This is a genomic window from Streptomyces sp. NBC_01363 (assembly GCF_026340595.1).
Classification (GTDB): Bacteria; Actinomycetota; Actinomycetes; order Streptomycetales; family Streptomycetaceae; genus Streptomyces.
Genome location: NZ_JAPEPF010000002.1, coordinates 167,326 through 192,005 on the forward strand (window position 1 = coordinate 167,326; position 24,680 = coordinate 192,005).

General features: G+C 69.4%; 22 protein-coding genes, 1 pseudogene and 1 riboswitch. Of the genes and pseudogenes, 7 read left to right on the forward strand and 16 right to left on the reverse strand.

All coding sequences use genetic code 11. The features are described from left to right. Nucleotides 1-42 precede the first annotated feature (42 nt). From OG611_RS28870 to OG611_RS28905, 8 genes are all read right to left on the reverse strand, one after another. Complete coding sequence (locus OG611_RS28870) at nucleotides 43-354, reverse strand: pore-forming ESAT-6 family protein (RefSeq protein WP_266415907.1); 312 nt, start codon at nucleotides 352-354, stop codon at nucleotides 43-45. Between the two features lie 21 nt (nucleotides 355-375). Further along, the gene (locus tag OG611_RS28875) at nucleotides 376-708 is read right to left on the reverse strand and encodes a hypothetical protein (RefSeq protein ID WP_266415905.1); all 333 of its coding nucleotides are present in this window, start codon (nucleotides 706-708) and stop codon (nucleotides 376-378) included. Between the two features lie 304 nt (nucleotides 709-1,012). After that, complete coding sequence (locus OG611_RS28880) at nucleotides 1,013-1,492, reverse strand: hypothetical protein (RefSeq protein WP_266426786.1); 480 nt, start codon at nucleotides 1,490-1,492, stop codon at nucleotides 1,013-1,015. Between the two features lie 40 nt (nucleotides 1,493-1,532). Further along, entirely contained in the window at nucleotides 1,533-2,288 is a 756-nt protein-coding gene (locus tag OG611_RS28885) for a hypothetical protein (RefSeq protein ID WP_266426788.1), read from the reverse strand. Then, complete coding sequence (locus tag OG611_RS28890; RefSeq protein ID WP_266426790.1) at nucleotides 2,285-4,942, reverse strand: hypothetical protein; 2,658 nt, start codon at nucleotides 4,940-4,942, stop codon at nucleotides 2,285-2,287. Before OG611_RS28890 ends, OG611_RS28885 begins: the two co-directional genes overlap by 4 nt. Beyond that, on the reverse strand, nucleotides 4,939-5,343 hold the full coding sequence (locus OG611_RS28895; RefSeq protein ID WP_266426792.1) for a DUF6507 family protein: 405 nt from the start codon (nucleotides 5,341-5,343) through the stop codon (nucleotides 4,939-4,941). Before OG611_RS28895 ends, OG611_RS28890 begins: the two co-directional genes overlap by 4 nt. A gap of 50 nt (nucleotides 5,344-5,393) precedes the next feature. Beyond that, nucleotides 5,394-5,705 carry a pore-forming ESAT-6 family protein gene (locus tag OG611_RS28900; RefSeq protein ID WP_266415907.1) on the reverse strand — a complete coding sequence of 104 codons (312 nt, stop codon included), beginning with the start codon at nucleotides 5,703-5,705 and terminating at the stop codon, nucleotides 5,394-5,396. Nucleotides 5,706-5,726: 21 nt separating this feature from the next. Further along, a complete protein-coding gene (locus tag OG611_RS28905; RefSeq protein ID WP_266415905.1) occupies nucleotides 5,727-6,059 on the reverse strand; it encodes a hypothetical protein in 333 nt (110 codons plus the stop codon). Nucleotides 6,060-6,496: 437 nt separating this feature from the next. Between OG611_RS28905 and OG611_RS28910 the strand changes: the two genes are divergently transcribed. Together OG611_RS28910 and OG611_RS28915 are read left to right on the forward strand one after the other, a co-directional pair. Next, the gene (locus OG611_RS28910; RefSeq protein WP_266426794.1) at nucleotides 6,497-7,777 is read left to right on the forward strand and encodes a cytochrome P450; all 1,281 of its coding nucleotides are present in this window, start codon (nucleotides 6,497-6,499) and stop codon (nucleotides 7,775-7,777) included. A gap of 86 nt (nucleotides 7,778-7,863) precedes the next feature. Next, nucleotides 7,864-8,910 carry a hypothetical protein gene (locus OG611_RS28915; protein ID WP_266426795.1) on the forward strand — a complete coding sequence of 349 codons (1,047 nt, stop codon included), beginning with the start codon at nucleotides 7,864-7,866 and terminating at the stop codon, nucleotides 8,908-8,910. Between the two features lie 25 nt (nucleotides 8,911-8,935). Here OG611_RS28915 and OG611_RS28920 read toward each other — a convergent pair. The 3 genes and pseudogenes from OG611_RS28920 to OG611_RS28930 form a co-directional block, all read right to left on the reverse strand. Continuing rightward, nucleotides 8,936-9,160, reverse strand: a pseudogene (locus tag OG611_RS28920) (sodium-independent anion transporter); the annotation flags it as partial. 30 nt (nucleotides 9,161-9,190) lie between these two features. Beyond that, nucleotides 9,191-10,420, reverse strand: a complete 1,230-nt coding sequence (locus OG611_RS28925; RefSeq protein WP_266426797.1) for an amidohydrolase — start codon at nucleotides 10,418-10,420, stop codon at nucleotides 9,191-9,193. Beyond that, nucleotides 10,417-11,748, reverse strand: coding sequence for an MFS transporter (locus OG611_RS28930; RefSeq protein ID WP_266426798.1), 1,332 nt, complete (start codon nucleotides 11,746-11,748; stop codon nucleotides 10,417-10,419). Before OG611_RS28930 ends, OG611_RS28925 begins: the two co-directional genes overlap by 4 nt. 206 nt (nucleotides 11,749-11,954) lie before the next feature. Between OG611_RS28930 and OG611_RS28935 the strand changes: the two genes are divergently transcribed. Beyond that, complete coding sequence (locus OG611_RS28935; protein WP_266426800.1) at nucleotides 11,955-12,980, forward strand: Lrp/AsnC family transcriptional regulator; 1,026 nt, start codon at nucleotides 11,955-11,957, stop codon at nucleotides 12,978-12,980. A 228-nt stretch (nucleotides 12,981-13,208) separates the two neighbouring features. On the opposite strand, the gene OG611_RS28940 is transcribed toward OG611_RS28935, so the two are convergent. After that, the gene (locus OG611_RS28940) at nucleotides 13,209-14,687 is read right to left on the reverse strand and encodes a UbiD family decarboxylase (protein WP_266426802.1); all 1,479 of its coding nucleotides are present in this window, start codon (nucleotides 14,685-14,687) and stop codon (nucleotides 13,209-13,211) included. A gap of 159 nt (nucleotides 14,688-14,846) precedes the next feature. On the opposite strand from OG611_RS28940, the gene OG611_RS28945 reads away from it, so the two are divergent. The 4 genes from OG611_RS28945 (at nucleotide 14,847) to OG611_RS28960 (ending at nucleotide 19,802) form a co-directional block, all read left to right on the forward strand. Then, the gene (locus OG611_RS28945; protein WP_266426804.1) at nucleotides 14,847-16,226 is read left to right on the forward strand and encodes a dihydroorotase family protein; all 1,380 of its coding nucleotides are present in this window, start codon (nucleotides 14,847-14,849) and stop codon (nucleotides 16,224-16,226) included. Nucleotides 16,227-16,228: 2 nt separating this feature from the next. Beyond that, on the forward strand, nucleotides 16,229-17,023 hold the full coding sequence (locus tag OG611_RS28950) for an IclR family transcriptional regulator (protein ID WP_266431287.1): 795 nt from the start codon (nucleotides 16,229-16,231) through the stop codon (nucleotides 17,021-17,023). A 128-nt stretch (nucleotides 17,024-17,151) separates the two neighbouring features. Then, complete coding sequence (locus OG611_RS28955; RefSeq protein WP_266426806.1) at nucleotides 17,152-18,438, forward strand: M20 family metallo-hydrolase; 1,287 nt, start codon at nucleotides 17,152-17,154, stop codon at nucleotides 18,436-18,438. 14 nt (nucleotides 18,439-18,452) lie between these two features. After that, a complete protein-coding gene (locus OG611_RS28960; protein ID WP_266426807.1) occupies nucleotides 18,453-19,802 on the forward strand; it encodes an MFS transporter in 1,350 nt (449 codons plus the stop codon). Between the two features lie 127 nt (nucleotides 19,803-19,929). Here OG611_RS28960 and OG611_RS28965 read toward each other — a convergent pair whose 3' ends face one another. The 4 genes from OG611_RS28965 to gcvT all read right to left on the reverse strand — a co-directional run bounded on the left by OG611_RS28965 (nucleotide 19,930) and on the right by gcvT (nucleotide 24,333). Beyond that, on the reverse strand, nucleotides 19,930-21,312 hold the full coding sequence (locus tag OG611_RS28965; protein WP_266426808.1) for an L-serine ammonia-lyase: 1,383 nt from the start codon (nucleotides 21,310-21,312) through the stop codon (nucleotides 19,930-19,932). Between the two features lie 152 nt (nucleotides 21,313-21,464). Then, nucleotides 21,465-22,724 (reverse strand): serine hydroxymethyltransferase, encoded by a 1,260-nt coding sequence (gene glyA, locus OG611_RS28970; protein ID WP_266426809.1) that lies wholly within the window; start codon nucleotides 22,722-22,724, stop codon nucleotides 21,465-21,467. 20 nt (nucleotides 22,725-22,744) lie between these two features. After that, nucleotides 22,745-23,122: a glycine cleavage system protein GcvH gene (gene gcvH / locus OG611_RS28975; protein WP_266426811.1), complete on the reverse strand. Its 378-nt coding sequence runs from the start codon at nucleotides 23,120-23,122 to the stop codon at nucleotides 22,745-22,747. A 92-nt stretch (nucleotides 23,123-23,214) separates the two neighbouring features. Continuing rightward, nucleotides 23,215-24,333 (reverse strand): glycine cleavage system aminomethyltransferase GcvT, encoded by a 1,119-nt coding sequence (gene gcvT, locus OG611_RS28980; RefSeq protein WP_266426813.1) that lies wholly within the window; start codon nucleotides 24,331-24,333, stop codon nucleotides 23,215-23,217. Between the two features lie 140 nt (nucleotides 24,334-24,473). Then, nucleotides 24,474-24,571, reverse strand: a riboswitch (glycine riboswitch). Between the last annotated feature and the right edge of the window lie 109 nt (nucleotides 24,572-24,680).

A 24,680-nucleotide genomic window follows, 5' to 3' on the forward strand; every position in this document is an offset into this window, starting at 1 on the left:
CCCCGTGAACCAATCAATCAATGACAGCCGATCAGGAACAACTCAGCCGATGTTGTCGACCGCAGCCTTCGCGCGCGTGATCGTGTGCTGCGCCGTGCCGTCGTTCTTCTCCAGCGTCGTCTTCAGCAGCTGGATGATGTTCTTGACCTCCTGCGAGGAACGGTTCCACCGCAGTTCCTTGCCGTGGTACTCGTCCGCCACACCATCGGCCGCGAAGTCCGCCATCGCCGCCTTCACCTGACCGTCCCGCGCCGCGATCACTTCCTCCAGACGCCCGATCACCACCTGGATGTTGCCCTGCGCGTCCGCGGACGCACCGATGTCGTACGAACGACGGTCACCGTCACCAGCCACCAGAAACCCAACTCCCCGTTGTCACCGGCCGCCGAAGCGCGCCGCGTCGAAGTTCGCCGCCGACATCTGCTGCCGCGCGTTGTCACCCTGCTCCTGATCACCCGAACCGAACGCCTGCTCCATCCCCGACTGACCACCGAGAAGAGCCGAGAGCGAACCGTTCAACGCCGCCGTGATCTCGTCCGAACGACCCTTGAACGAATCGAACGCCGCACGGCCCGCACCGTTGAACTTCCCCTCCAACGGCGCCGCCGCCTGCAACAGCTGACGAATCAACGTACCCAGGTCATCACTCGACCCACGCGACTTCGACGACAGATTCGTCAGAACCTGCGCCCCCATGTCGAACTTCATTCAATCCCCCTGCTGAGCCTGTGCAAACAAATGTGCTGACCATCCCTATCAACTCCGGGGTGCTGAAGCAATCGAGGACCTCGGGGCTGTGGACAGGCTGTGACAGGGCTACCGAAGCACGACGCAGGCTATGACGTGTGAGAACCAAGTACATGACCGGGCCGCGGGGGAAGGGGAGCCCTCCCGGCTCGGCGGGGCTCCCGAGGATCTTCGGTCGATCTTCACTCCCTGCGCACGATTTGAGCGGCGATCATTCGATCGCCGTATCCGTGGCCTGGTGATCGCCTGCGGACCCGGCGGGTCATCAGGATCCGGCGAGCCTTTTCGTCGTCGATTCGATGAACGCGGCGGCTTCGATCTCGGTGATCTCGACATGGTCGATCTCGTTGTGGCCGAGCGCATACAACCGGAGGTATTCGGTGGGTTCCCAGCGGAGATTCCGGGTGAACGCCTCGTCGTGCGTTTCCGCTTCCCGGCCGATGGTGCGGCGCCGGAGGATCCCGCGCGGGCTGTTCCGGGGAAAGCCCTCACTGATCTTCGCGTAGTAGGTGACCCGGCCGCCGGGGTCGACGTACTCGCCGGCGTCGAAGAACGGCCGGCCCTCCTCGGTGCCGCAGGCGTGCGCCCACAGAGCCGCACGGCGCATGTGCTCACGCATCAGCAGCGCGCGTGAACGATCGTGGGCGAAGGTCGAGTCCAGATCGTCGCAGGCGATGGCCCGCAGCCGCTCAGGGGCGGCCCGCGACGGTTCGCTGTCCTTTCGTAGCCCGTCCCCGGCCGGCATCGGCCGACCGCTCCTCGACCTCGCCATCGGCCGCAACGCGTCAGGTGCGGGAGGAGCCCCGGATGGCCGACTGGATGAGCTCGGCCGCTTCGATGTCGCCGATCTGCGTGTAGACAACATCGGTCTTCTTCTCGTCGGAGAGCTGGAGCAGGTCCGTCGGCTCCCAGCGCAGGTCCTGCGTGAAGACCTCGTCGCGCTGCTCCGCGGCCTTGAGCAGACGCCGTCGCAGGACGGGCCCCGAACGGTCGGCTGTCGCGTGGTAGGAGATCCGTCCCTTGGCGTCCAGGGCGTCCAGCGTGCGCCCGTCGAAGGTGAGGAAGGGCAGGTCCGCGAGGTGGTTCTGAAGGCTGCGGGGCTTGATGGACACACCGGTCAGGTCGAGGAATCCGGCCCCGTCCTGAAGGAACTCGCCGCCCCGCTCGTAGAAGAGGATCAGGGGCTCGTAGAGGTCGGGCAGGTCGGGCGTCGCGATGCTGCCCTGTGCGCGGAGCTCCGCAAATCGTACGGCCGCCCCGCAGGTCTTCCGGGCGCCGTATGCGACCTTCTTGAGGCACTCGTCGAGCTCCGTGGCAAGTGCCGGTGGGAGCCGGAACTCCTTGTCGATGTACTGAGTGACGTCGAAGAAGGGCCAGTCGGCCTCGGCTCCGTATGCCTGGGCCCACAGAGCGGAACGTCGAAGGTACTCGTGCATCAGCAGACGGCGGGACTGCGCGTGTTCGAAGGCGTGATCCCAATCGCCGGACCAGTCGGCTGTACGCAGCCTTTCCAGCAGGGCGAGTGTCGATCCATCGGTCATTTCAGGTCCAGTCCCTTCGAACGGAGCTCCTGGAAGGCAGCCTCCATCACCTCGTTGATGTTTGAGAGGTCGGGCGCCAGTTCAATCTTCGGCGCATCGAGCCCGAGCCCTTCCCATTGCGCGAACCCGCCCCTGCGCTCGCTCACTGTGAGCTCGTGAGCTCCCGCGTCCACCCAGCTGTCGGGCCAGGCGCGGTAGTGGCCGTCAGGGACACCGTTCACCATGTCGACCGTCCATGACTGCGGGTGGTCGAATATGTAGGGGAGCCCTGCTTCCATGAGGTGGCTTTCCATGTATTCATGAGCTACAAGGCGCTGGAGTTTGAGCGCCTCGTCTGCGTCCAGGCTACGCTGCCCGGCCGCCTGCCAAAGATCGCCGATGTCATCGCGCGGGGTGAAGAGCCCCTCCCGGGCGACCCCCTTCTCCGCGACGACCACGTGCTCGGTACGGAACAGGTGCGTCTTGACCCGTTGCAGAACGGATTCATCGATGCCGGTGTTCCTGGAGATCTCCGGAAGGTCCACCGAGTCGGGGGTGGCCCGGATCTCGTCGTAAACCTGCCCCGCATGCGCGGAGGGCTCATCGATATAACGTGCGCCGTCCGGCCTGACCGTGGACAACGGTTCCGATGGCGGGTGGTCGAGGCTGTTGACGTGTTCCTCGGGGAAGCCGGTCCCGTCGCTGTGGCCGCCGGGGTTGTCGGGGGCGTGGTCGCCGCCGGTGCCCGGACCGTCGCCATGGTTGCCCGGTCCGTCGCTGTGGTTGCCGGGACCGTCGCTGTGGTTGCCCGGTCCGTCGTGTCCGCCGCTGCCGTGTCCGCCGTCGTTGTGGCTGCCGGGTCCGTCGCCGTGTCCGCCGGTGTGGTTGTTGGTGGGTGGTTCGTGGCCGGCGGTGGGGTGGTGGCCGAGGTCGTCGGCGTGGCCGCCGGGGAGGTGGTCGCCCACTCCTGCGCCCGGGAGGTGGTTGCCTGCGTTTCCGCCCGGGAGGTGGTTGCCCGCGTGGCCGCCGGGGAGGTGGTCGCCGGTGTGGCTGCCGGGGAGGTCGTCGCCGATGCGGCCGGTGTCGGCGAGGTCGCTGCCGAGGTGGGTGATGTTGTCGCCCGCGTTGGCGCCGGCGTGCGCGACGTTGTCCGCGGTGTGGGCGCCCACGCCGACCAGGGCCGGTTCCTTGACCGGGGTGTTGGTGTGCGGGGTGTCCGTGTGCGGGGTGCTGGTGTGCGGGTTGTCGGTGTGCGGGACGTCGGGTGAGGGCTCGACGGGTGCGTCCTCGGCCTTCTGGACGATGTCGCCGTGTTCGTCGAGGAGGTTGCCGTCGTGGTCGAAGTACTGGACGGGGACGTCGGTGTGGGTGAGGAGTTTGGTGGTGTTCTCGGGCAGGAGGGGGGCGTCGTCGGGGAACTTGATGTTGCCGTCGGGGAGTTTGACGCCGCCCTCGGGGATCGGGGCGCCGTCGGGGAGGTGGACGGTGCCGTCGGGAAGCTTGAGGGAGCCCTCGGGCAGGGTGATCGCGTCGTCGGGGAGTTTGGGGATCTCGATGTTGCCGATGCCCTTGAGGCCCTTGGTGATGTCACCGATCTTCGACAGGCCCGCACCGGCGCCCTTGGCGATATAGGTCATCGGGTCGATGACCTTGCCGGCCTTGCCCGCGACGGACAGCACCTTCGCGACCGCTCCGGCCTTCCCGGCTCCCGCGGCGGCACCGCCGGCGCCCCCGGTGAACACGGTCGTCAGGACGTTGAACGTGACGGCCCCGGCCGCCCGGCCGGGGTTCTTGCCCCACTCGTCCCACGCGACCAGGGCCTTGCCGGTCTCCTTCATCGCGGTGCGCGAGTCACGCAGCCAGGAGGGGAGTTTGTCGTCGGGCAGCGTCCAGAACAGGGTCGAGGCGCCGGGGATCGTGCTGATCGCGAGGCCGGTCGCGAGCTGGGCCAGGCCCTTCCAGGCCTGCCCCATCGCGTCCCAGCCACCGAACCCGACGAGGGTGCCCAGGCCCTTGATGGTGCCCCAGATCCCGTCGACGATCAGCCCGTCCCACACGAACGACTTGACCCAGTGACCGACCTCGTACCAGTGGTGCTTCTCCTCGACCGGGTCGCCCCAGGGAAGTTTCGCGTTCTTCAGATCGTCCGCGTCGAACCCGTACTGGTCCTTGCGCTCGGACCCGTCCCCGGCGACCATCTGCGTCCCGCCGAACAACGCGGTGATCTTGTTGTGACAGGTCCGCTCCGCCGCCCAGAACGCCGCGACCGTCGCGGTGATGTCGTCGCGGAGCTGATTGTGCTCCTCGACCTTGTCCCCGTCGTACTCCCAGTCGTCGTCGTCCTTGTTGTCGTTCACGAACGTCGTCGCGTCCGCCTTCAGCCGCGTGAGCTTCGTGACCAGCGGACGGATCTCCGCCGCATAGTCCGACAACGACGAAGCGACCTTCTCCAGATCGTCCGCGAACCCGTCCGCCCGGTCCTGCACCGGCTTCGTCGACGCGAACAACCGCTCCGCCTCAGGAGCCTTGTAATACGCCGACAACGCCTGGAAATGCGTATGGACCGACGAACCGGTGTCCCGGACATGACCCGCATCCGCCGTCAGACTCGCATGATCCTTCTCCAGCTGACCCAGATCACCCGTGTACTGCGGAATCGCCTCGGGCTTGATCACCGCGACTGCACCCCCGGCCTCTTCGGATCCAGATCCACCGCACCCAACGCCTTGCGCTGCGCCTCGGCGGCCATGTCCAGGTCACCGTTCAGGTACGCGGTCGTGGCGTCCACCGCACCGGTCAGCGACTTCCCCGCCCGCCCCGCGATGAACTTCAGATCCGGAGTGGTGTGCTCCGCGAACTGCGACAACGCCAACGCGACCAGACCACCCACGGCCTGCTCCCCGCCCTTGCCACCGCCACCACCGCCGCCCTCGGCGGTGATCGTGCCCGCACTCGACGCCGCCGACGACAGATGATCCCCGTACGACGTCGCGTACGTCTGAATCTTCGACGCGACCTCACCCGTCGTCTTCAGCACACCCTGAATACCCTGCGGCTTCAGATCCCACCCAGTCACCGGCACACCCCCGTGAACCAATCAATCAATGACAGCCGATCAGGAACAACTCAGCCGATGTTGTCGACCGCAGCCTTCGCGCGCGTGATCGTGTGCTGCGCCGTGCCGTCGTTCTTCTCCAGCGTCGTCTTCAGCAGCTGGATGATGTTCTTGACCTCCTGCGAGGAACGGTTCCACCGCAGTTCCTTGCCGTGGTACTCGTCCGCCACACCATCGGCCGCGAAGTCCGCCATCGCCGCCTTCACCTGACCGTCCCGCGCCGCGATCACTTCCTCCAGACGCCCGATCACCACCTGGATGTTGCCCTGCGCGTCCGCGGACGCACCGATGTCGTACGAACGACGGTCACCGTCACCAGCCATCAGAAACCCAACTCCCCGTTGTCACCGGCCGCCGAAGCGCGCCGCGTCGAAGTTCGCCGCCGACATCTGCTGCCGCGCGTTGTCACCCTGCTCCTGATCACCCGAACCGAACGCCTGCTCCATCCCCGACTGACCACCGAGAAGAGCCGAGAGCGAACCGTTCAACGCCGCCGTGATCTCGTCCGAACGACCCTTGAACGAATCGAACGCCGCACGGCCCGCACCGTTGAACTTCCCCTCCAACGGCGCCGCCGCCTGCAACAGCTGACGAATCAACGTACCCAGGTCATCACTCGACCCACGCGACTTCGACGACAGATTCGTCAGAACCTGCGCCCCCATGTCGAACTTCATGCCGGTGCTCCTGCCGAGCTGGGCGAACAAATGTCTCGCTATGCCTATCAACTCGCCGGGGCTGGAGGCAATTGGGGCCCCTGGTGCTGTTGAGAGGCTGTGACAGAGTCACCGGTGGGTCCGGCGCGGGCAAGGAGAGCCGAACGCGGAGCACCTGACCCGGTCGTGGGGGGCCGGTAGCCGTTCCGCAGTGGCCGGGCACCCGCAGACCTTCAGGCGATCCTGCACGGTGCGCGCACGATCACCGGCCGTGGCTGTCCGATCGCCGCAGGACGGATCTGGTGCCGCCGGGGCGCTGATTGCTCACGCTCTGAGACAGAATGCCGTTTGGCACAAGCCGTGTCGCCGCCGGCCACTATCCACATCCGCGCCTGCTGCACAGCTGTTTCACGTCCGCACCGTGTGTGCGGACCGCGCGACGACTCATGGAGTGCAGATTGACTACTACGTTCCGCTCTCGGATCACCGCCCGGATCGGGCGCAGCTACCTGTCCAGGATCCAGAAGTACGGGATCGGGTCCTCGACGGTCAGGCTGCTCCCCGACGACCTGCTGATGATGCTGCGCAGGGACGGCCTCGACCCGGTGGACAAACTGGCCAGGACCCGGGCGAAGCGGCCGGTGCACAAGGTCTCGCTGCCGTTCGGCATGGACGCCTGGGTGGTCAGCGGCTACGAGGAGTCGAAGGCCGTCCTCGGCTCGGCCGACGGATTCAGCACCGACTTCGCGCACCTCGCGACGAACGCCGGGGTGGCCGCCGAACAGAGTCCCGGCGGACTCGGGTTCAACGATCCTCCCGTGCACACGCGACTGCGCCGCATCCTGACCCCGGAGTTCACGATGCGCCGGCTGCGGCGACTCACCCCCAGGATCGATGCCATCGTCGCGGAACGCCTCGACGCGATGGAAGCCGCCCGGGGCCCGGTCGACCTGGTGCAGGAGTTCGCGCTGCCGATCCCCTCCCTCACGATCTGTGAGTTGCTCGGCGTGCCGTACGAGGACCGCGACGACTTCCAGCAGCTCGCCATGGACCGCTTCGACCTCTTCGCCGGAACGACCGCGCCCTTCGGCGCGATGTCGGAGTCGCTGGAGTACTTCAGGGGCGTCGTCGAGGCACAGCGCCGGAAGCCGGGCGACGGTCTGCTCGGCATGATCGTGCGGGAGCACGGCGACAACGTCGACGACGAGGAACTCGCCGGCCTCGCCGACGGGGTGCTCACCGGCGGCTTCGAGACGACCGCCAGCACGATCGCCCTCGGCTCCCTCGTGCTGCTGCAGAACGGGGACGTCCTGGAGCGAATACGCAACGACGACACCATGACCGCCCCCTTCGTCGAGGAGGTGCTGCGCTACCTCTCCGCGGTGCAGATCGCCTTCCCCCGGTTCGCCCGCGAGGACATCGAGATCGGCGGAGTGGTCATTCCCCGGGGCGACATGGTGCTCTGCTCGCTGAGCGCTGCCAACCGCGATGCCGCGTACGTCACGGACGACGGGCGCTTCGACCCGCACCGCACTCCCTCGGCCGGCCATCTCGCCTTCGGCCACGGCATCCACCGCTGCATCGGCGCCGAACTGGCCCGGATGGAACTGCGCACGGCCTACCCGGCCCTGGCCCGGCGGTTCCCCGCGATGCGGCTCGCCGTCCCGCCCCAGGACCTGGCCTTCCGCAAGCTGTCCATCGTGTACGGCATCGAATCGCTGCCGGTGCACCTGAGCTGAAGCGGGCTCCCGCGCCGAAGCGGGCCTCGCCTGCCTCGTGACCGTTCCACAGCACATCCACCCCGCTTCGTAGGAGGGAAACCGGCGTGACTTTCGGGGGACAGAACCCGTACGGCCCGACGTGGCCGCCGAACGGGGGCCAGTCACCGCCACCGGGCGTGCCGCCGCAGCCCGGCCCCCATCCGTACCCGGGGCCGCATCCGAATCCGTACCCGGGGCCCTACCCGGGGCCGGGATTTCCGCACCACCCCCCGTACCTGCCGCCCCGTTCGCTGTGGCAGCAGTTCCGCGAGGGCGACTGGCCCCCGCTGATGGAGCTGCTGCGACGGCTGCCCGTCCACGGCTGCGCGTGGGCCGCGATCCTGTTCTGCTTCTGGCCCCTGCTCCTGCCGGTCCTGGCCTATCCGCTGGCCCGGTCGGCCCGCAGGCAGGCGCACCTGAGATTCCCTCCGCACACCCACCGTCGCGTCCTGGACCCGCAGGTGACGCGCGTGCAGAAGGTCAGGGCCTGGGCCGCGCTGGTCACCTCCTGTCTGATCCTCGTCGTCTACGGCACCGCGTCGGACTTCGCGGAGATCCAGGAGCAGTACACGTTGCGGCTCGCCGTCACACCGTGGCTGCTGCTCCTCACCACGCCCCTGGTGATCCTGGTCCTGTTCCGGATCGCACCACCGGCCGAGAGGCCGGGCATGCGGACCCGGCTGCGCCCCGCCGTGCGCTCGGCCCTGTGGTACTTCGCCGCGTTCACGGCGGTGCCCCTGCTCTTCGTGGGGGAGGTGTTCCTCGGCCAGAACTTCGATCACTACCTGTTCGGGCCGCTCATCAGGCTGGCCCTGCTCGCTCCGGTGGTGTGGATGCTGTTCTTCGTCTGCTTCGCCTCCACGACGGTGGTCCGCACCGTGTTCGGCACCTCCGAGGTGCACGCCGCGCTTCCGGCCCTGCTGACCGGTGTGCTGGTGTGGGAGCTGGCGGTGATCAACCTGGCCATGGCCGGAATGCCGCCGGGCCCGCCGCTCGTCCGGGTCTGCGCCCTGATCGGCGGCCCGGCCTCGGTCTCGGCCGTGGCGTGGTGGGAGATCACCCGCCTGCGCACGAGGTACGGGGTGACGTTGCGGGGCCGGCCGGCGCCGTGACGGCCGGCACCCGTGGTACCCGGGGTCAGTGACCGCCGGTGAGTTCGCCGCTGAGGGGCTGGTGGATCTCCGCGCTCGGCTGGTTCAGGCCGATGATCTCGACGGTCTTGCCGCGCTGCTCGTACCTGGCGGTGACGGTGTCCAGCGCGGCGACGGAGGAGGCGTCCCAGATATGGGCGGCGGAGAGGCCGATGACGATCCTGCCGGGGTCGGTGACGTAATCGAACCGGGTGACCAGGTCGTGGACGGAGGGCCGCTGGGCGAGCCGTCGGCAGGTGCACTACCGATGTCCGACCTCCGCACCGGGATCGGACCCGACGCTGCTCAGTCGCCCCCTCACCCCGTCGAGCAGCCGGGCCCGCTGCTCGGGATCGCGTGCAAGCTCCGCTCCTGCCAGCGCCATTGCCGCAGCCCCGGCGAGCACCGCCGAGTCGGCGGAGGGCGACGCTCCGTGCTCCGCGAACTCGGCCGTGTGGTGGGCGGCGTCGCCGACCTCGTAGCCGATGGTCGGGTGGATCGCCGGCAGCACTTGCGAAACGTTGCCCATGTCGGTCGACGCGATGTGCTCACCCGCGCGCGACACCGGGATCCGCCCCAGGGCCTTGAGCGCCCGGACATAAGCGCCGGTCATGAACTCGTCCTGCCGCAGGTCGGCGAACTCCTCCCCGCACGGGGTGATTTCCAGCTCCGTCCCGGTGGCGAGCGCGCCGGCCTCCAGACAGGCCCGGACCCGGGCCTGCGCCCGGCGCAGCCGGGTCACCGAGCCGGCCCGGATCTCCACCGCCGCCTGCGTATGCGCGGGAATGACGTTGGGCGCCTGGCCGCCCTCGGTGACGATGAAGGAGACGACCAGCCCCGGCTCGAGTTGCTGCCGCAACAGCCCGACCGCGTGGTAAGCCACCGAGATCGCGTCGAGCGCGTTCGCGCCCTCCCACGGGGCGGTCGCGGCGTGGGAGGGCCGGCCGGTGTAGTTCGCGGTCCACTGGGCCATCGCCAGTGAGGAACCGTCGACCTCGTCCTGCCCGCCGGCGTGGACCATCATCGCGGCGGCGACATCGTCGAAAACACCGGCCCGCAGGAGAATCGCCTTGCCGCCTCCGGCTTCCTCCGCAGGCGTGCCGATGAGCTTGACGCGGATGCCCAGCTCGTCGGCGACCGCGGCCAGGGCCAGCGCGCCGCCGGTCGCGGCGGCGCCGTTGACGTTGTGCCCGCAGGAATGTCCGATCCCGGGCAGGGCGTCGTACTCGGCGCAGAAGCCGATCGTCAGGTCGCCGGTCCCGCGCGTGGCGGTGAACGCCGTGTCCAGACCGCCGACGCCCCGCTCGACGGCGAACCCGGCGGCCGCGACGAGGTCGGCGATCTTGGCGCAGGACCGATGCTCCGCGAATGCCGGTTCCGGTTCCCGGTGCAGGCTGTGGCTGAGCTCTACGAGCCCGTCGGACCAGCGGTCGACTGCATGCGCGATCGCGGCCGCCATGTCGGCCGGCACGCCGGCGTGTTCGGTGTTCACCGGGACTCCTCCCGCTTGCGGTAGCACAGGCCCAAGCCCGCGCCGACAATCGCGACACCGGCGCATACGGACCACAGCCAGGTGTACGCGTGCGGGGTCACGCCCGCCGAGGTCTGGTGGGCCGACATGATCGCGCCCACGACGGACGCCCCGATTGCCGCGCCGAACGACAGCGCGAGCTCGTTGATGCCCGCCGCCATGGCGGTCTCCTTCTCCGGGACGCACTCGACGCACAGCGCGCGGGTCGAGGCCTGGTAGCCGCCGAAGCCGAGGCCGAGCAGCGCGATCGCGGCGAGATACTGCGGCGCCGTGTGGTGCCACGCCAACAGGCTCAGGAACGACGCGGCGATGACGACGCCGGAGAGCGCGAGTGTGCGGCGCTCGCCGAACCTGCGCAGCAGCGTCGCGGTGGAGAGGGAACTGCCGAGGGCGAAGACGTTGAGCGCGAGCGCGACCAGTGCGATCGCCTGCGGCCCGTAGGCCAGCCCGAACCCGGCCTTGTCGGGCGAGGAGCCCAGGAAGACGGCGTTCGCGCCGAAGAAACCGATGGTGGAGAACGCCAGGCAGAACGTGACCCCCGAGACGATGGCTACGGGTGGATCGACCAGCATCCGCAGGTTGACGAGCGGGGTCGCCGCTCGCGCCTCGACAGCGATCCACGCGGCCAGGGCGAGCAGCCCCCCGGCCATCGAGCCGACCGTGCGGGCCGAGGTCCAGCCCCAGCTGCCGCCGAGAGAGAGCGCGGCCACCACGCCGACGAGGCCGAGCGCCAGCAGCGCGAACGCTCCGAGCGGCAGGCGCTCGCCGGTGGGCGGAGCCCCGTCCGGGAGCAGCAGGCCCGCGATGACGGCCAGGACCGCGAACGGCACCGCAACCCACAGACCCAGGTCCGCGGAGCGCTCGCTGAGCGTGCCCGAGATGACGCCGCCGACGCCCACCGAGGCGGTCAGCGCGCCGACGAGGAGGCCGACCCCGGAGCGGCGGTGCTCCGGTGCCCGGTGCCGCAGGATGCCGATGAGCAGGGGCATGAAGCCGACGACGGCGGCCTGGAGCACGACGCCGACGGAGATCGTGAGCTGGCTCGGCCAGGCCGCCATCAGCAGGGATCCGACGGTGACGAGCGCGATGGACACCCGAAGGAAGAGGCGGTGGCCGTATGTGTCGCCGAGCTTGGCGAGCAGTGGCGTCCACACGGCGAAGGCGAGCTGGGACAGCAGGTAGATCCGGGTCTGTCCCGCGTCGGTGATGCCCAGGGCGCCGCCGAGCGAGGGCAGGAGCGGCGTGAGGTAGCCCTGGGTAACGCCGCTCAGCAGCTCGACGAGGGCCATCGAGCCCAGGAGCACCTTGACAGGAGTGTGCTGCTGCGCGACCGGTTGCTCCCGCTGTGGTGGCTTTGTCCGCATCATTGACCTCGACTTCGATGGCGTTGGGAACCTGGGTGCTTGGGCGGCCCGCTCCACACTGTGGGTGACGCGCATCACTCAATTCGTCAACTGGCCCATATTTGACACAACGGAGCGCCAGACTGCCCGATATGAACACTCACCCCGGGTCGGAACTCGATATCTCGCTCATCGATGCGCTCCAGCTGAACCCTCGCGCCGACTGGGCCGAGCTGGCCGGGGCGCTGTGCCACTCGCCGAAGACGTTGGCCAGGAAGTGGAGTGCGTTGTCCGAGCGCGGCCTGGCCTGGATTGCGATCGGACCGGGTCCGGCGTTCGTCCGCTACGGGTGTGCGGCGTTCCTGGTTGTCAGATGCCGGCCGCATGCCAAGCGCGATGTCGTCGCAGCGCTGATCGCCGAGCCCGCCGTGGTCTCGGTGTCCGCGACGTCGGGCGGGGCGGACTTCCTGGTCGACGCCTTCGCGCCGAGCCTCGACGACCTGGACCGACTGCTGAGTGAACGGATCGAGACCATCGGCGGGATCGTCTCTGTGACAACGCTCGTCGCGCTGGCGACCTATCGGGAGGGGTCGCGATGGCGGGTGCAGGCGCTGGACCTGCAGCAGTCCGCCCTGCTGACACGGCCGCAGGCCGGGGCGCCTCGCAGGTCAGGACCTTCGCTCGACGATCTCGACCGACTTCTGCTCGAGGCGCTGTCGCACGACGGGCGGCTGCCCTGGACGGACCTCGCCGACCGGTGCGGAACGACCGGACCCACTGCCCGGCGCCGCGTAGCGAAGATGATCGATTCCGGCCGGATCGCCCTGCGCTGTGAAGGCGCGAACGCCCTGGTCGGGCCGATCGTCCCGACCACGTTCATGATCTCGGTGCCGCCGGACGAGGTGAACCGGGCCGGCGAGATGCTCGGCAGAATTCCGAAGTGCCGGGTCCTGGAAGCGATCACCGGACCGTCGAACATGCTGCTGACGATGTGGTTCCGCAGTACCGCCGAGATCGCGCCCTTCGAGGCCGCGCTGGTCCGCGAGCTCCCGTCCATCGTCATCGCGGACCGATTCGTCAGCCTCCGGACGTACAAGCGGGGTGGCCACATCCTCGATGCGGAGGGGCGGAGCACCGCGTTGATCCCGCCGGCGTCGATCTTCGCCGGGCCGAATTGACCGGGCGGCGGGCGGTGCTACGGGACGCGCCGGTCCGTCCGGGCCGATGGGACAGGCCGGTATCGCGACTCCTGTATCGGTGGCATCGCACCACCCTTGGAGGCAGCCACGTGACTTGCCGGGCCGACTCCGGTGAGCGCGGCCACGACCCGGCCCGGTGGCTCGACCTCGTGCCCTTTGCCGATCAGGTCGTTCCCTTCCCGCCGAAGGCGGCGACGCGTCGCCGGTTTATCGGCCACCTTCGTGTGCGCCGTGGAGATCGCCCCAGAGCACCGGGGTCGGCCGCACCTTGCCGCCAAGGCCGTCGCTCGTCAACCACCCGTGCACCCGGTCCATTGTTTCGCGCGGCGGGACGGCGAGCTCGTTTCCCGCCGCGCGGTCGCCCGGCTTCGCCGTCGCGTCCATGCCGACCTTCGTCACGGTGCCGTCCTGCTGCATGGGTACGTTGCGGTCGCACGGGACGGCCGGCACCAGGACGAGGTCCCGCTCCCAGCGCATCCGGCTGGTGCGGGCCCACTGGACGTGTTCGGCGTCCCAGACGTCGACGTCCGAGTCGACGACGGTCACCTGCTTGATCATGCTCACGGCGGCGAAGCAGCCGAGGATCGCGCGTTTGGCCTGCTTCCGCTGTTCCGGAGGGAGAGCGACGACGACGTCCACGCGCCCACCTCCGGAGAGAGTCACCGCGAGATCGGTGGCCCGACAGCCGAATCCGCGCAGCGCATGCCGCAGGCCGGCGGCGATCGGCAGCGCACCGAGGAAGGAGTGCTCGGCGGCGAGGCCCGGGAGGATCACCTGGACCGAGGCGTCGGCCCGCCTGGTCACCGCGGTGACTTCGAGGGTGCATCCGTCGCCGTAGTCCTCGTACATGCCGTGGTATTCGCTCACCAGGCCCTCGTGGACCGGTCGGTCGACCCGCAGCACACCCTCGATGACCACCTCCGCGTCGGCGGGCACGAGCACGTCGCTCGTCGTGGCCCTGACGACTCGGACGGGCTCGCCCAGCAGGTGACCCGCGTGCTCCAATTCGTCGTCCCCGAGCCCGAGATAGAAGCACGCCGCCAGCTGGATGGCGGGGTGGGTGCCCAGCGTGACCGCGACGGGCAGGCCGCCTCCCGCGGTCGCCGCCGAGCGCGCGAGGGCGCTGAGATGGTGGTTGGGGGCGATCCCGACGAACCCTGTCGTCTGCTCCAGCGGCTTGATCCGTGCGTAGGAGGCGTTGCGGTGACCGGTGACCGGATCGTGGGCGACGATCATTCCCGCGGTGATGTACCCGCCGGAGTCCTTCTCGAAGAATGTGGGCGTGACGACCTCGCGCCAGACGTCCGCCGCGGGGAAGCGGAGCTCCTGGCACGGGGCGACCGTGACCTCCTCGGTCGGTTGCCGGGAAGCGATGGCCGCGGACAGTGCGTCCAGAATGCCGGACTTCGGCACCCCCAACGCTGCCGCGATCCGTTCGCGATCGGTCAGCACGTTGCCGACGACAGGCAGCGCCGAGCCCCTGACGTCGGTGAACCGCACCGCGGGGCCCCGATCCAACAACGCGAGCACGCCGCCGAGTTCGAACCGCGGGTCCACCGGCCGGTCGATGTCGACGAGCTCCCCGCGGCACGCCAGGGCCTCGACGAGGCCGCGCATCGACTGATCGCCCCCACGGACCGCGCCGCCCCCGACCTCGGTGTCCGGGCCTGTCGAATCTTCTGCCATGTCCGCTTCCTTCGAAACTCGTCCACACCGTACGCAACCCGGTCTATCCGGTCCGACCGGTTGCCGATTGTCGGTCCCGGCGACGGAGCGGTCCACATGATTCCCGATCTACGGGAATCATGTTTTCGAGCCGCCGGCAGGGTGCCACCTTTGCCTGCCATGGAAGCAACTCACGGCCAGCCGGACGCCGACCTCATCCTCACCGGAGTGGTGCCACTCGGAGAGGGCGCCTTCGAACGCGGGTGGGTCGCCGTCACCGACGGCGTGATCACCGGCGTCGGTCCCGGCCGACCGCCGGTCCCGGGCACGCGGCGGATCGATGCGGGCGACTCCTTCGTGCTGCCGGGTGCGGTGGACGCCCATGTGCACTCCTACTCGCATTCCGGGGAGGGACTGCGGGCCTCCACGTCGGCGGCGGCCGTCGGCGGAGTGACCACGATCGTCGAAATGCCCTTCGACGCGACCGGCCCGATCCACACCACCGAGCGCCTCGACGCCAAGCTGGCGAAAGTCGCGGAGGAGGCGGTCGTCGACGTCGCGCTGCTCGGCACCCTCGCCCCGGGAGGGGGATGGCGCCGCGCCGAGGAACTGGTCGACGCGGGGGTGGTCGGATTCAAGGTGTCGCTGTTCGACACCGACCCGTTCCGGTTCCCGCGCATCTGCGACGCCGAGCTGCTGAGTGTGATGAAGGCGGTCGGCGAGGCCGACTCCGTGCTGTGCGTGCACGCCGAGAACAACGAGATCATCCAGGCGCTGCTGGCCGACGAACGCCACCGCAACGCGTCGGACCCCCGGGTGCACGGCAGGACCCGGCCGCCGGTGTCGGAGACGCTCGGCGTGCTCACCGCCATGGAGATCGCCGCGCACCAGGGCAACGCGCTGCACCTGTGTCACCTGTCGCTGGGCCGCTCGGCCGACCTGGTGCGCTGGTACCGGGAGCAGGAGGTCGACATCACCTTCGAAACCTGCCCGCACTACCTGGTCTTCACCGAGGACGACATGGTCGAGCAGCGTGGCCGGTTGAAGATCAACCCACCGCTTCGGGACGAGGCGAGCCGGGACGCGATGTGGCGGGCGGTCAGTACCGGTCTGGCCGCGGTCGTCTCCTCCGATCACGCTCCCTGGCCGCTGGAGTTCAAGGACCATCAGCGAATCCTGGACAACCATTCCGGAGCCCCGGGCACCGAGACGCTGGTGGCCACCACCCTCGGTGCGTGCCTGCGCCGCTACGGGGCCGGCCCGGAGTTCTCCCGGGTCGTGGCCGCGCTCACCAGCAACCCGGCCGAGCGATACGGCATCGGCCATCGCAAGGGCCGGCTCGCGCCCGGATACGACGCCGATATTCTCGTCCTCACCCCGACCGAGGACTGGCGGATCGACGGCTCGGCCCAACACTCCAACGCTGGGTGGAGCCCCTACGACACGTATGTCCCCGGTGCTCGGGTCGCACTGACGCTCAGCCGCGGCACGGTCGTCTGGGACGCCGACAAGGGACTCACCGGCTCCCCGGGACGCGGGCTGCAGGTGCGTCGGAGGTGACCATGACGATCGAGCGGCCGCCGACCGGCGAGCTGTCGTCCCTGGCCCGCGGAATGCGGATTCTCGAGTTCATCCAGGACCGGGGACAGGCGCAGGTGGCCGAGGTGGTCGAAGCACTCGCCATCCCGACCTCATCGGCGTATCGCTACATCCGGCTGCTGAAGAGCGCGGGGTTCCTCGCAGAGGTCAACGGCGCACTGCTGCCGACGGACCGGCTCACGGACCGCTCGGTCGACCGGAGCGAGCACCTGGTGGACATCGCCCGTCCGGTGCTCACGCGGCTGCTCCGCCACAGCGGGCTCGACGTCGCGCTCACCGTGCGCGTGCACACCGCGGCGCTGTGCCTCGACACCCGGCGCGGCGGATCCGGTGGCGTGGCACTGCATCCCGGCGAGGTCCTCGCACTGCACTCGGGCGCCAGCGCGACCCCGCTGCTGGCGACCGCCCCGGAGGCGGTGCGCCGGCAGGTCCTGCAAGGCAGGCTGCAGCGGTTCACCGCCGCCACCCCGGACGCCGCCGTCCTGCGGGAGGAGCTCGCCGGTATCCGCCGACGCGGTTACCACGTGACGCACGGCTGGCTGACCCCGGGGATGAGCGCGCTCGGGGTACCGGTGATCGTCGCCGGTTCGTGCCTGTGCACGGTGTCCCTGGTGGGCCGGCATGCCGAACTCACCGATGTGACCGGGCCGCTGGCGCTGCTGCGCACCGCAGTCGACGAGATCGGCGCCGGCCTTCCGCACGCGGTGTCCCGCGCCTGGCTGTCGCCGGACGCAGAGGGCGCGCGCGGCGAAATCTGAATTTTCCTCAGGCCGGGGCGACCACAGGTGCCCCGGAACGCACGTTGATGGCAAGGAGACTCGATGCGTGAAAACACTGCCGTGGCCGCCCGCTGTGGTGCGCCCGGCGACGGCCGGAAGCAGGGCGCATGATCAGCGACCCGGAGCTCATCACACCGAATGTCGAGCGCATGTCCGAACGGTTCGCCGCCCTCGCCGAGTTCCACGACTCGACGGTGCCGGGGTGGAGCCGGGAGGTGTTCTCCGAGCCGTACCGCGCCTCCCGCGACTGGGTACGCCGGCAGATGGCCGACGCCGGGCTCGACCCGGTGATCGACGCGGCCGGGAACATCGTCGGCAGGCTGCCCGGACGCCGTGGCGGGGGCCCCGCCCTGGTCACCGGGTCGCATACCGACACGGTGAGTCAGGGCGGGCGCTTCGACGGGATCGTGGGCGTGCTTGCGGGGATCGAGGTCGCGCAACGGTTCCGGGAGACCGGCACCCGGCTGGAGCATGACCTGACGGTCGTGGACTTCCTGGGAGAGGAAGCCAATGACTTCGGCATCTCCTGCATCGGTTCCCGGGCTGTCACCGGGGTGCTGCGGGCCGAGCACTTCGACCGCGTCGATGGAGCCGGAACCCGGCTGGGAGACGCCGTCACCGGTTTCGGACTGGATCCACAGCGGATGCTGCGGCAGGCCTGGCGCCCGGCCGATGTGCACGCCTACGTCGAGTTGCACATCGAGCAGGGGCCGCTGCTGGAACGATCGGGCACGAGCGTCGGCGTGGTGACCGCGATCGCCGGGATCGACCGGCTGCTGCTGCGCTTCGCCGGCCAGTCCGGACACGCGGGCACCACCGCGATGGACGAGCGGCACGACGCGCTGGTCTCCGCGGCTGCGGCCGTGCTCACTGTCGAGCGGGTCGGTTGCGGGGCGCCGGTGCACGGCGTGGCAACCCCGGGCTGCATCGAGTCGAGCCCCGGCTCGATGGGGGTGATCACCGATCAGGCCCGGCTGTGGGCGGAACTGCGCAGCGTGGACGGCTCCTGGCTCCGCGGTGCGCGCAAGCAGATCGTCGACGAGGTGGTGGCGGAGGCCCGGCGCCGTGGCGTGCAGGTGGATGTCGACCACCTCACTGATCAGGACCCGGTACCCACCGCGGAGCCGGTGCAGGACGTGATCGGCCGGTCCGCGGACGCACTCGGCCTCTCCTGGCGGGCGGTGCCCTCCGGCGCGGGGCACGATGCCGCGCACCTGGCCCGGCTGGCGCCCATGGGCATGATCTTCGTCCCCTCGGTGAACGGGCGCAGCCACTGCCCCGAGGAGTTCACCGCGATCACCGACATCGAGCAGGGGGTGCACGTACTCGCGAGCACCCTGATGTCGCTGGACCGCATGTCACTGGACCGGCGCGCCGTCGTGCGCGGCGTGTAGGAGGCGGAACCGCAATGGCTGCAGCCACTGTCGCCCGGCGCTCGGTCGTCGCGGCGTCCCTCGGCAACGCGATGGAGTGGTACGACTTCACGGTCTACGCGTTCTTCGCCGGTTACATCGCCCGCAACTTCTTCACGAGCGACGATCCCCAGTCGGCAATGATCGGCGCCTTCGTCGTGTTCGGTACCGGATTCGTGGCGCGCCCGCTCGGCGCCGTGGTGATCGGCCTGTACGGCGACAGGAGGGGCCGCAAAGCCGCGCTGACGCTCTCCATCGGCACCATGGGTGCCGGAACACTGGTGCTCGCGCTCACCCCGTCCGCCGAGTACATCGGGATCGCGGCACCGATCCTGCTCCTCGTCGCCCGTCTCCTGCAGGGTTTCTCCGCGGGCGGGGAGATCGGGGGCGCCGCGGCCTTCCTCGTCGAGCACGCCCCGCCGGACCGGCGGGGCCGGTACGCGGCGTGGCTGCAGGGGTCCATGGGGGTGTGCAACCTCGTTGCCGCAGTCGCGGGGGTCACCATCACCACCGTGCTCCCCGAGTCAGCGGTGAACGACTGGGCGTGGCGGCTCCCGTTCGTGCTCGGCCTGCTGATCATCCCGGTCGGCGTCTACATCCGCCGACGACTTCCCGAGACGGAGGCATTCGAGCAGAACAACGCCGATGCGAAGGAACAGCGAAGTCCCGTCCTGCGGTTGGTCCGTGAGTACCGGGGGCAGATCCTGACCGGCTTCCTGTTCTCCGTGCTGTGGACGATCTGTGTGTACGCATTCGTCATCTACGGGCCGACCTATTACGCGAGCACGCAGACCGGACTGGGATTCACCGCTCGACAGACGTTCCTGGCATCGCTGGTGGGCAATGTGGTCCTGATCGCGGGCTGCGTGGCCGCCGGCCGCGCAGCCGACCGGCTCGGCGCGAAGCGGGTGGTGGTGGCCGGGGCGCTCACCTTGCTCGTGCTGCCGCTGCCCTGCCTCCTCTGGTTGCACGCCCAGCCGACCGTCCCGGTGCTGCTGGTCGTGCACGGCCTGCTGTGCGCGGGCGTCTCCGCGTTCGCCGGGGTCGCGCCGTCCGTACTGCCCCGGGCCTTCCCGGTTGCCGTGCGTGCGACAGGGGTGGCGCTGAGCTACAACATCGCCGCAACCCTCTTCGCGGGGTTCACTCCGGCGCTCATGGCCTGGGCCACCGCTTCCGTGACCCCCTATGCACCGGCGCTGTGGGTGGCGATTGCATCCGTGGCCTGTCTGATCGCGGTACCGGCACTGTTCCGTCAGATCGCGGGTGCGGAGGAACGGGAGCCGCACCCTTCCAGGATGCGGGGACCTGTGGGTGCGGCGACGGACCGGCTCGACGTCGGACGCTGACGGCCGGGTGAACCGTGCGGGAGTACCTCCCGTCTGCCGGAGGGACCTTTCGGGGACGATCGCCGCACAAGGGGAAGGGCCGCGACAGAGCTGAAAGACGAGAAACCCCTGATCAGGGGCTATTTTCTCAGCACTCGATGATGTTCACCGCGAGCCCGCCCCGAGCGGTCTCCTTGTACTTCACGCTCATGTCCGCACCGGTCTCCTTCATGGTCTTGATGACCTTGTCGAGGGAGACCTTGTGGCTGCCGTCGCCGCGCAGTGCCATCTTCGCCGCCGTGACCGCCTTCACCGCGGCCATGCCGTTGCGCTCGATGCACGGGATCTGGACGAGACCGCCGACCGGGTCGCAGGTCAGGCCGAGGTTGTGCTCCATGCCGATCTCGGCGGCGTTCTCGACCTGTTCGGGAGTGCCACCGAGGACCTCGGCAAGGGCGCCCGCGGCCATGGAGCAGGCGGAGCCGACCTCGCCCTGGCAACCGACCTCGGCGCCGGAGATGGAGGCGTTCTCCTTGAAGAGCATGCCGATGGCCCCGGCGGCGAGGAGGAAGCGGACGACGCCGTCCTCCTTCTCCGCCTCGGTGGCGCCGCCGGCCGCGAAGTTCATGTAGTAGTGCAGCACCGCCGGGATGATGCCCGCGGCGCCGTTGGTGGGCGCGGTGACGACCCGGCCGCCCGCCGCGTTCTCCTCGTTGACCGCCATCGCGTAGAGGGTGATCCACTCCATCGCGTGGGCCTGCGGGTCGCCCTCGGCACGCAGCTGGCGCGCGGTGTTCGCGGCGCGGCGGCGGACCTTGAGACCGCCGGGCAGGATGCCCTCGCGGGACATGCCGCGCGAGACGCAGGCCTGCATGACCCGCCAGATGTCCAGCAGACCCGAGCGGATCTCGTCCTCGGTGCGCCAGGCCCGCTCGTTCTCCAGCATCAGCGAGGAGATGGACAGGCCGGTGTCCTTCGAGAGCCGCAGCAGTTCGTCGCCGGTGCGGAAGGGGTACTTCAGCACGGTGTCGTCGAGCACGATCCGGTCCTCGCCCACCGCGTCCTCGTCCACGACGAAGCCGCCGCCGACCGAGTAGTACGTCTTCTCCAGGAGAAGGGCGCCCTCGCGGTCGAAGGCGAAGATCGTCATGCCGTTGGCGTGGTACGGGAGGGCCTTGCGGCGGTGCAGGATCAGCTGCTCGTCGGCGTCGAAGTCGATCTCGTGCATGCCGAGGAGGTTGATCCGGCCCGTGGTGCGGATCTGCTCCACCCGCTCGTCGGCGGACTCCACGTCGACGGTGCGGGGCGATTCGCCCTCCAGGCCGAGCAGGACGGCCTTGGGGGTGCCGTGGCCGTGACCGGTCGCACCGAGCGAGCCGTACAGCTCGGCGCGTATCGAGACGGTGTGGGCGATCAGGCCCTCGTTCTTCAGCCGGCGCGCGAACATGCGGGCGGCGCGCATCGGGCCGACCGTATGGGAGCTGGACGGGCCGATGCCGATCGAGAACAGGTCGAAGACCGAGATGGCCACGGAGGACTCCTCAAGGGTTGGTAGACGTCGTCGTCTGCCGGGTGGTGCGGGACGGACCGGTGGGTACGAAGAGCGCGGGGCAAGGGCGGGGGCACCGTGCTCACTCTTCAGTGTGCGCGGTGCCCCCACCCGGCGTGCAAACTGCGGGTGACCTACTTGAGGCCGGGGTACAGCGGGAACTTGTCGGCCAGCGCGACGACGCGGGCCTTCAGCGCGTCCGCGTCGTAGGACGGCTTGAGCGCGGCGGCGATGATCTCCGCGACCTCGGTGAAGTCCTCGGCCTGGAAACCGCGGGTCGCCAGGGCCGGCGTACCGATCCGCAGACCCGAGGTGACCATCGGCGGCCGCGGGTCGTTCGGGATGGCGTTCCGGTTGACCGTGATGCCCAGCTCGTGCAGCCGGTCCTCGGCCTGCTGGCCGTCCAGCTCGGAGTTGCGCAGGTCGACGAGGACCAGGTGGACGTCCGTACCGCCGGACAGCACGGAGACACCGACCTCGGTGACGTCCGGCTGGACCAGGCGCTCGGCGAGGATGCGGGCGCCGTCCAGGGTGCGCTGCTGGCGCTCCTTGAACTCCTCGGTCGCCGCGACCTTGAACGAGACCGCCTTGGCCGCGATCACGTGCTCCAGCGGACCGCCCTGCTGGCCCGGGAAGACCGCCGAGTTGATCTTCTTGGCGAGCTCCTGCGTCGACAGGATGACGCCACCGCGCGGACCGCCGAGGGTCTTGTGCGTGGTGGTCGTGACGACGTGGGCGTGCGGCACCGGGTTGGGGTGCAGACCCGCGGCCACCAGACCGGCGAAGTGCGCCATGTCGACCATCAGGTACGCGCCGACCTCGTCCGCGATGCGGCGGAAGGCGGCGAAGTCCAGCTGACGCGGGTACGCGGACCAGCCGGCGACGATCAGCTTCGGCTTGGACTCCTTGGCCAGACGCTCGACCTCGGCCATGTCCACGACGCCGGTCTCGTCGACGTGGTACGGGACCACGTTGTAGAGCTTGCCGGAGAAGTTGATCTTCATGCCGTGGGTCAGGTGACCGCCGTGGGCGAGGCTCAGGCCCATGATCGTGTCGCCCGGCTTGAGCAGCGCGAACATCGCGGCGGCGTTGGCCTGCGCACCGGAGTGCGGCTGGACGTTCGCGGCCTCGGCGCCGAACAGCGCCTTGATGCGGTCGATGGCGATCTGCTCGACGACGTCGACGTGCTCGCAGCCGCCGTAGTAGCGGCGGCCGGGGTAGCCCTCGGCGTACTTGTTGGTGAGGACGGAGCCCTGGGCCTCCATGACCGCGACCGGAGCGAAGTTCTCCGAGGCGATCATTTCGAGGGTGGACTGCTGGCGGTGGAGCTCGGCGTCGACAGCGGCGGCGACGTCCGGGTCCAGCTCGTGGAGGGAGGAGTTGAGAAGCGACATCAGGTGGTCCCTTTGGGTCTTTAGTTGCCGGAGAACTCGGTGTACTCGTCGGCGGAGAGCAGGTCCTTCGGCTCCTCCGCCATACGTACCTTGAACAGCCAGCCGCCCTCGAAGGGAGCGGAGTTCACCAGCGACGGGTCGTCCACGACGTCCTGGTTCGACTCGGTGACCTCGCCGGTCACCGGGGAGTACAGGTCGCTCACCGACTTGGTCGACTCCAGCTCGCCACAGGTCTCGCCCGCGGTCACCGTGTCACCGACCTCGGGGAGCTGGGCGTAGACGACGTCGCCGAGCGCGTTGGCCGCGTACTCGGTGATGCCGATCGTGGCCACACCGTCCTCGACGGCCGACAGCCACTCGTGCTCCTTGCTGTAACGCAGCTGCTGGGGGTTGCTCATGACCTGAATTCTCCTGTACGCGGGGGAGTGCTGATGAACGGTGGTCTTACGGTGTGAGACGCGACTGCGTCACTTCTTCGGGAGCGCCGACGTCACTTCTGGCGCTTGTAGAACGGCAGCGCCACGACCTCGTACGGCTCGTGGGTGCCCCGGATGTCCACTCCGACGCCCGCGGTGCCGGGCGTGGCGTGCGCGGCGTCCACGTAGGCCATGGCGATCGGCTTGCCCAGGGTGGGCGACGGGGCGCCCGAGGTGACCTCGCCGATGACGGTCCCGCCCACGGCGACGACGGAGAAGCCGGCGCGGGGCACCCGGCGGCCCTCGGCGACCAGCCCGACCAGCTTGCGCGGCGGAGCGGTCTCGGCACGCTCGGCGGCGGCCTCAAGGGCCTTGCGGCCGACGAAGTCGCCCTCCTTCTCGAACTTCACGACCCGGCCGAGACCGGCGTCGAACGGGGTCAGTGCCGTGGTCAGCTCGTGTCCGTACAGCGGCATGCCCGCCTCCAGGCGCAGCGTGTCGCGGCAGGAGAGCCCGCACGGGATCAGGCCGCGGGAGGCGCCCGCCTCGGTCAGCGCCTTCCACAGCTGCTCGGCGTGGACGGGGGCGACGAACAGCTCGAAGCCGTCCTCGCCGGTGTAGCCGGTACGGGCGATCAGCGCGGGGACCCCGGCGACCGTGCCGGGCAGTCCGGCGTAGTACTTGAGGCCGTCCAGGTCGGCATCGGTGACGGCGGCGAGGATCGCGGGGGACTCGGGACCCTGGACGGCGAGCAGCGCGTACGCGTCGCGGTCGTCGCGGACCTCGGCGTCGAAGCCCTCGGCCCGCGCGGTCAGCGCGTCCAGCACGATCTGGGCGTTGCCCGCGTTGGCGACGACCATGTACTCCGTCTCGCCGAGCCGGTAGACGATCAGGTCGTCCAGGATGCCGCCGTCCTCGGCACAGATCATCGTGTAGCGCGCGCGGCCCACGGAGACGGTGCCGATGTTGCCGACCAGCGCGAAGTTCAGGAGCGCCACGGCCCCGGGGCCGGTGACGGTGATCTCGCCCATGTGCGAGAGGTCGAAGAGGCCGGCCTTCGTGCGCACGGCGTTGTGCTCGTCGCGCTCACTGGCGTAGCGCAGCGGCATGTCCCAGCCCGCGAAGTCGGTCATCGTGGCGCCCAGCGAGCGATGCAGGGCATCGAGGGCGGTGAGGCGGGGGGCGGTGCTCATGGATATGGCTCCCAGGGCATGACGACGAGGACGATCCCTCCCCATCTGTCATCGGAACCTGAGAGGTTCGCCGAGAGCCCCGGAAGGGTTCGGCTTGCACCTTGGGTGGAGCCGCGCAGCGGCCCGCTTTTCAGATCTGCCTCATCCGCGCGGTACGGGGCCTGAGAGATTCAAGGGAGGAACTTGCTCCTTCGGCGCCCGGCACATGCAGTGACCGGAACTCTCCCGCGCGGATTCGAACGGCCTTTATGCAGTTGGCCGGGTCATCATCGCACGCATCGCGCCGGAGTGGGGCCTCGGTCCCCCACCGGAAATCAGCGGCGTGGACGGTTGTGCCGCATTACCTT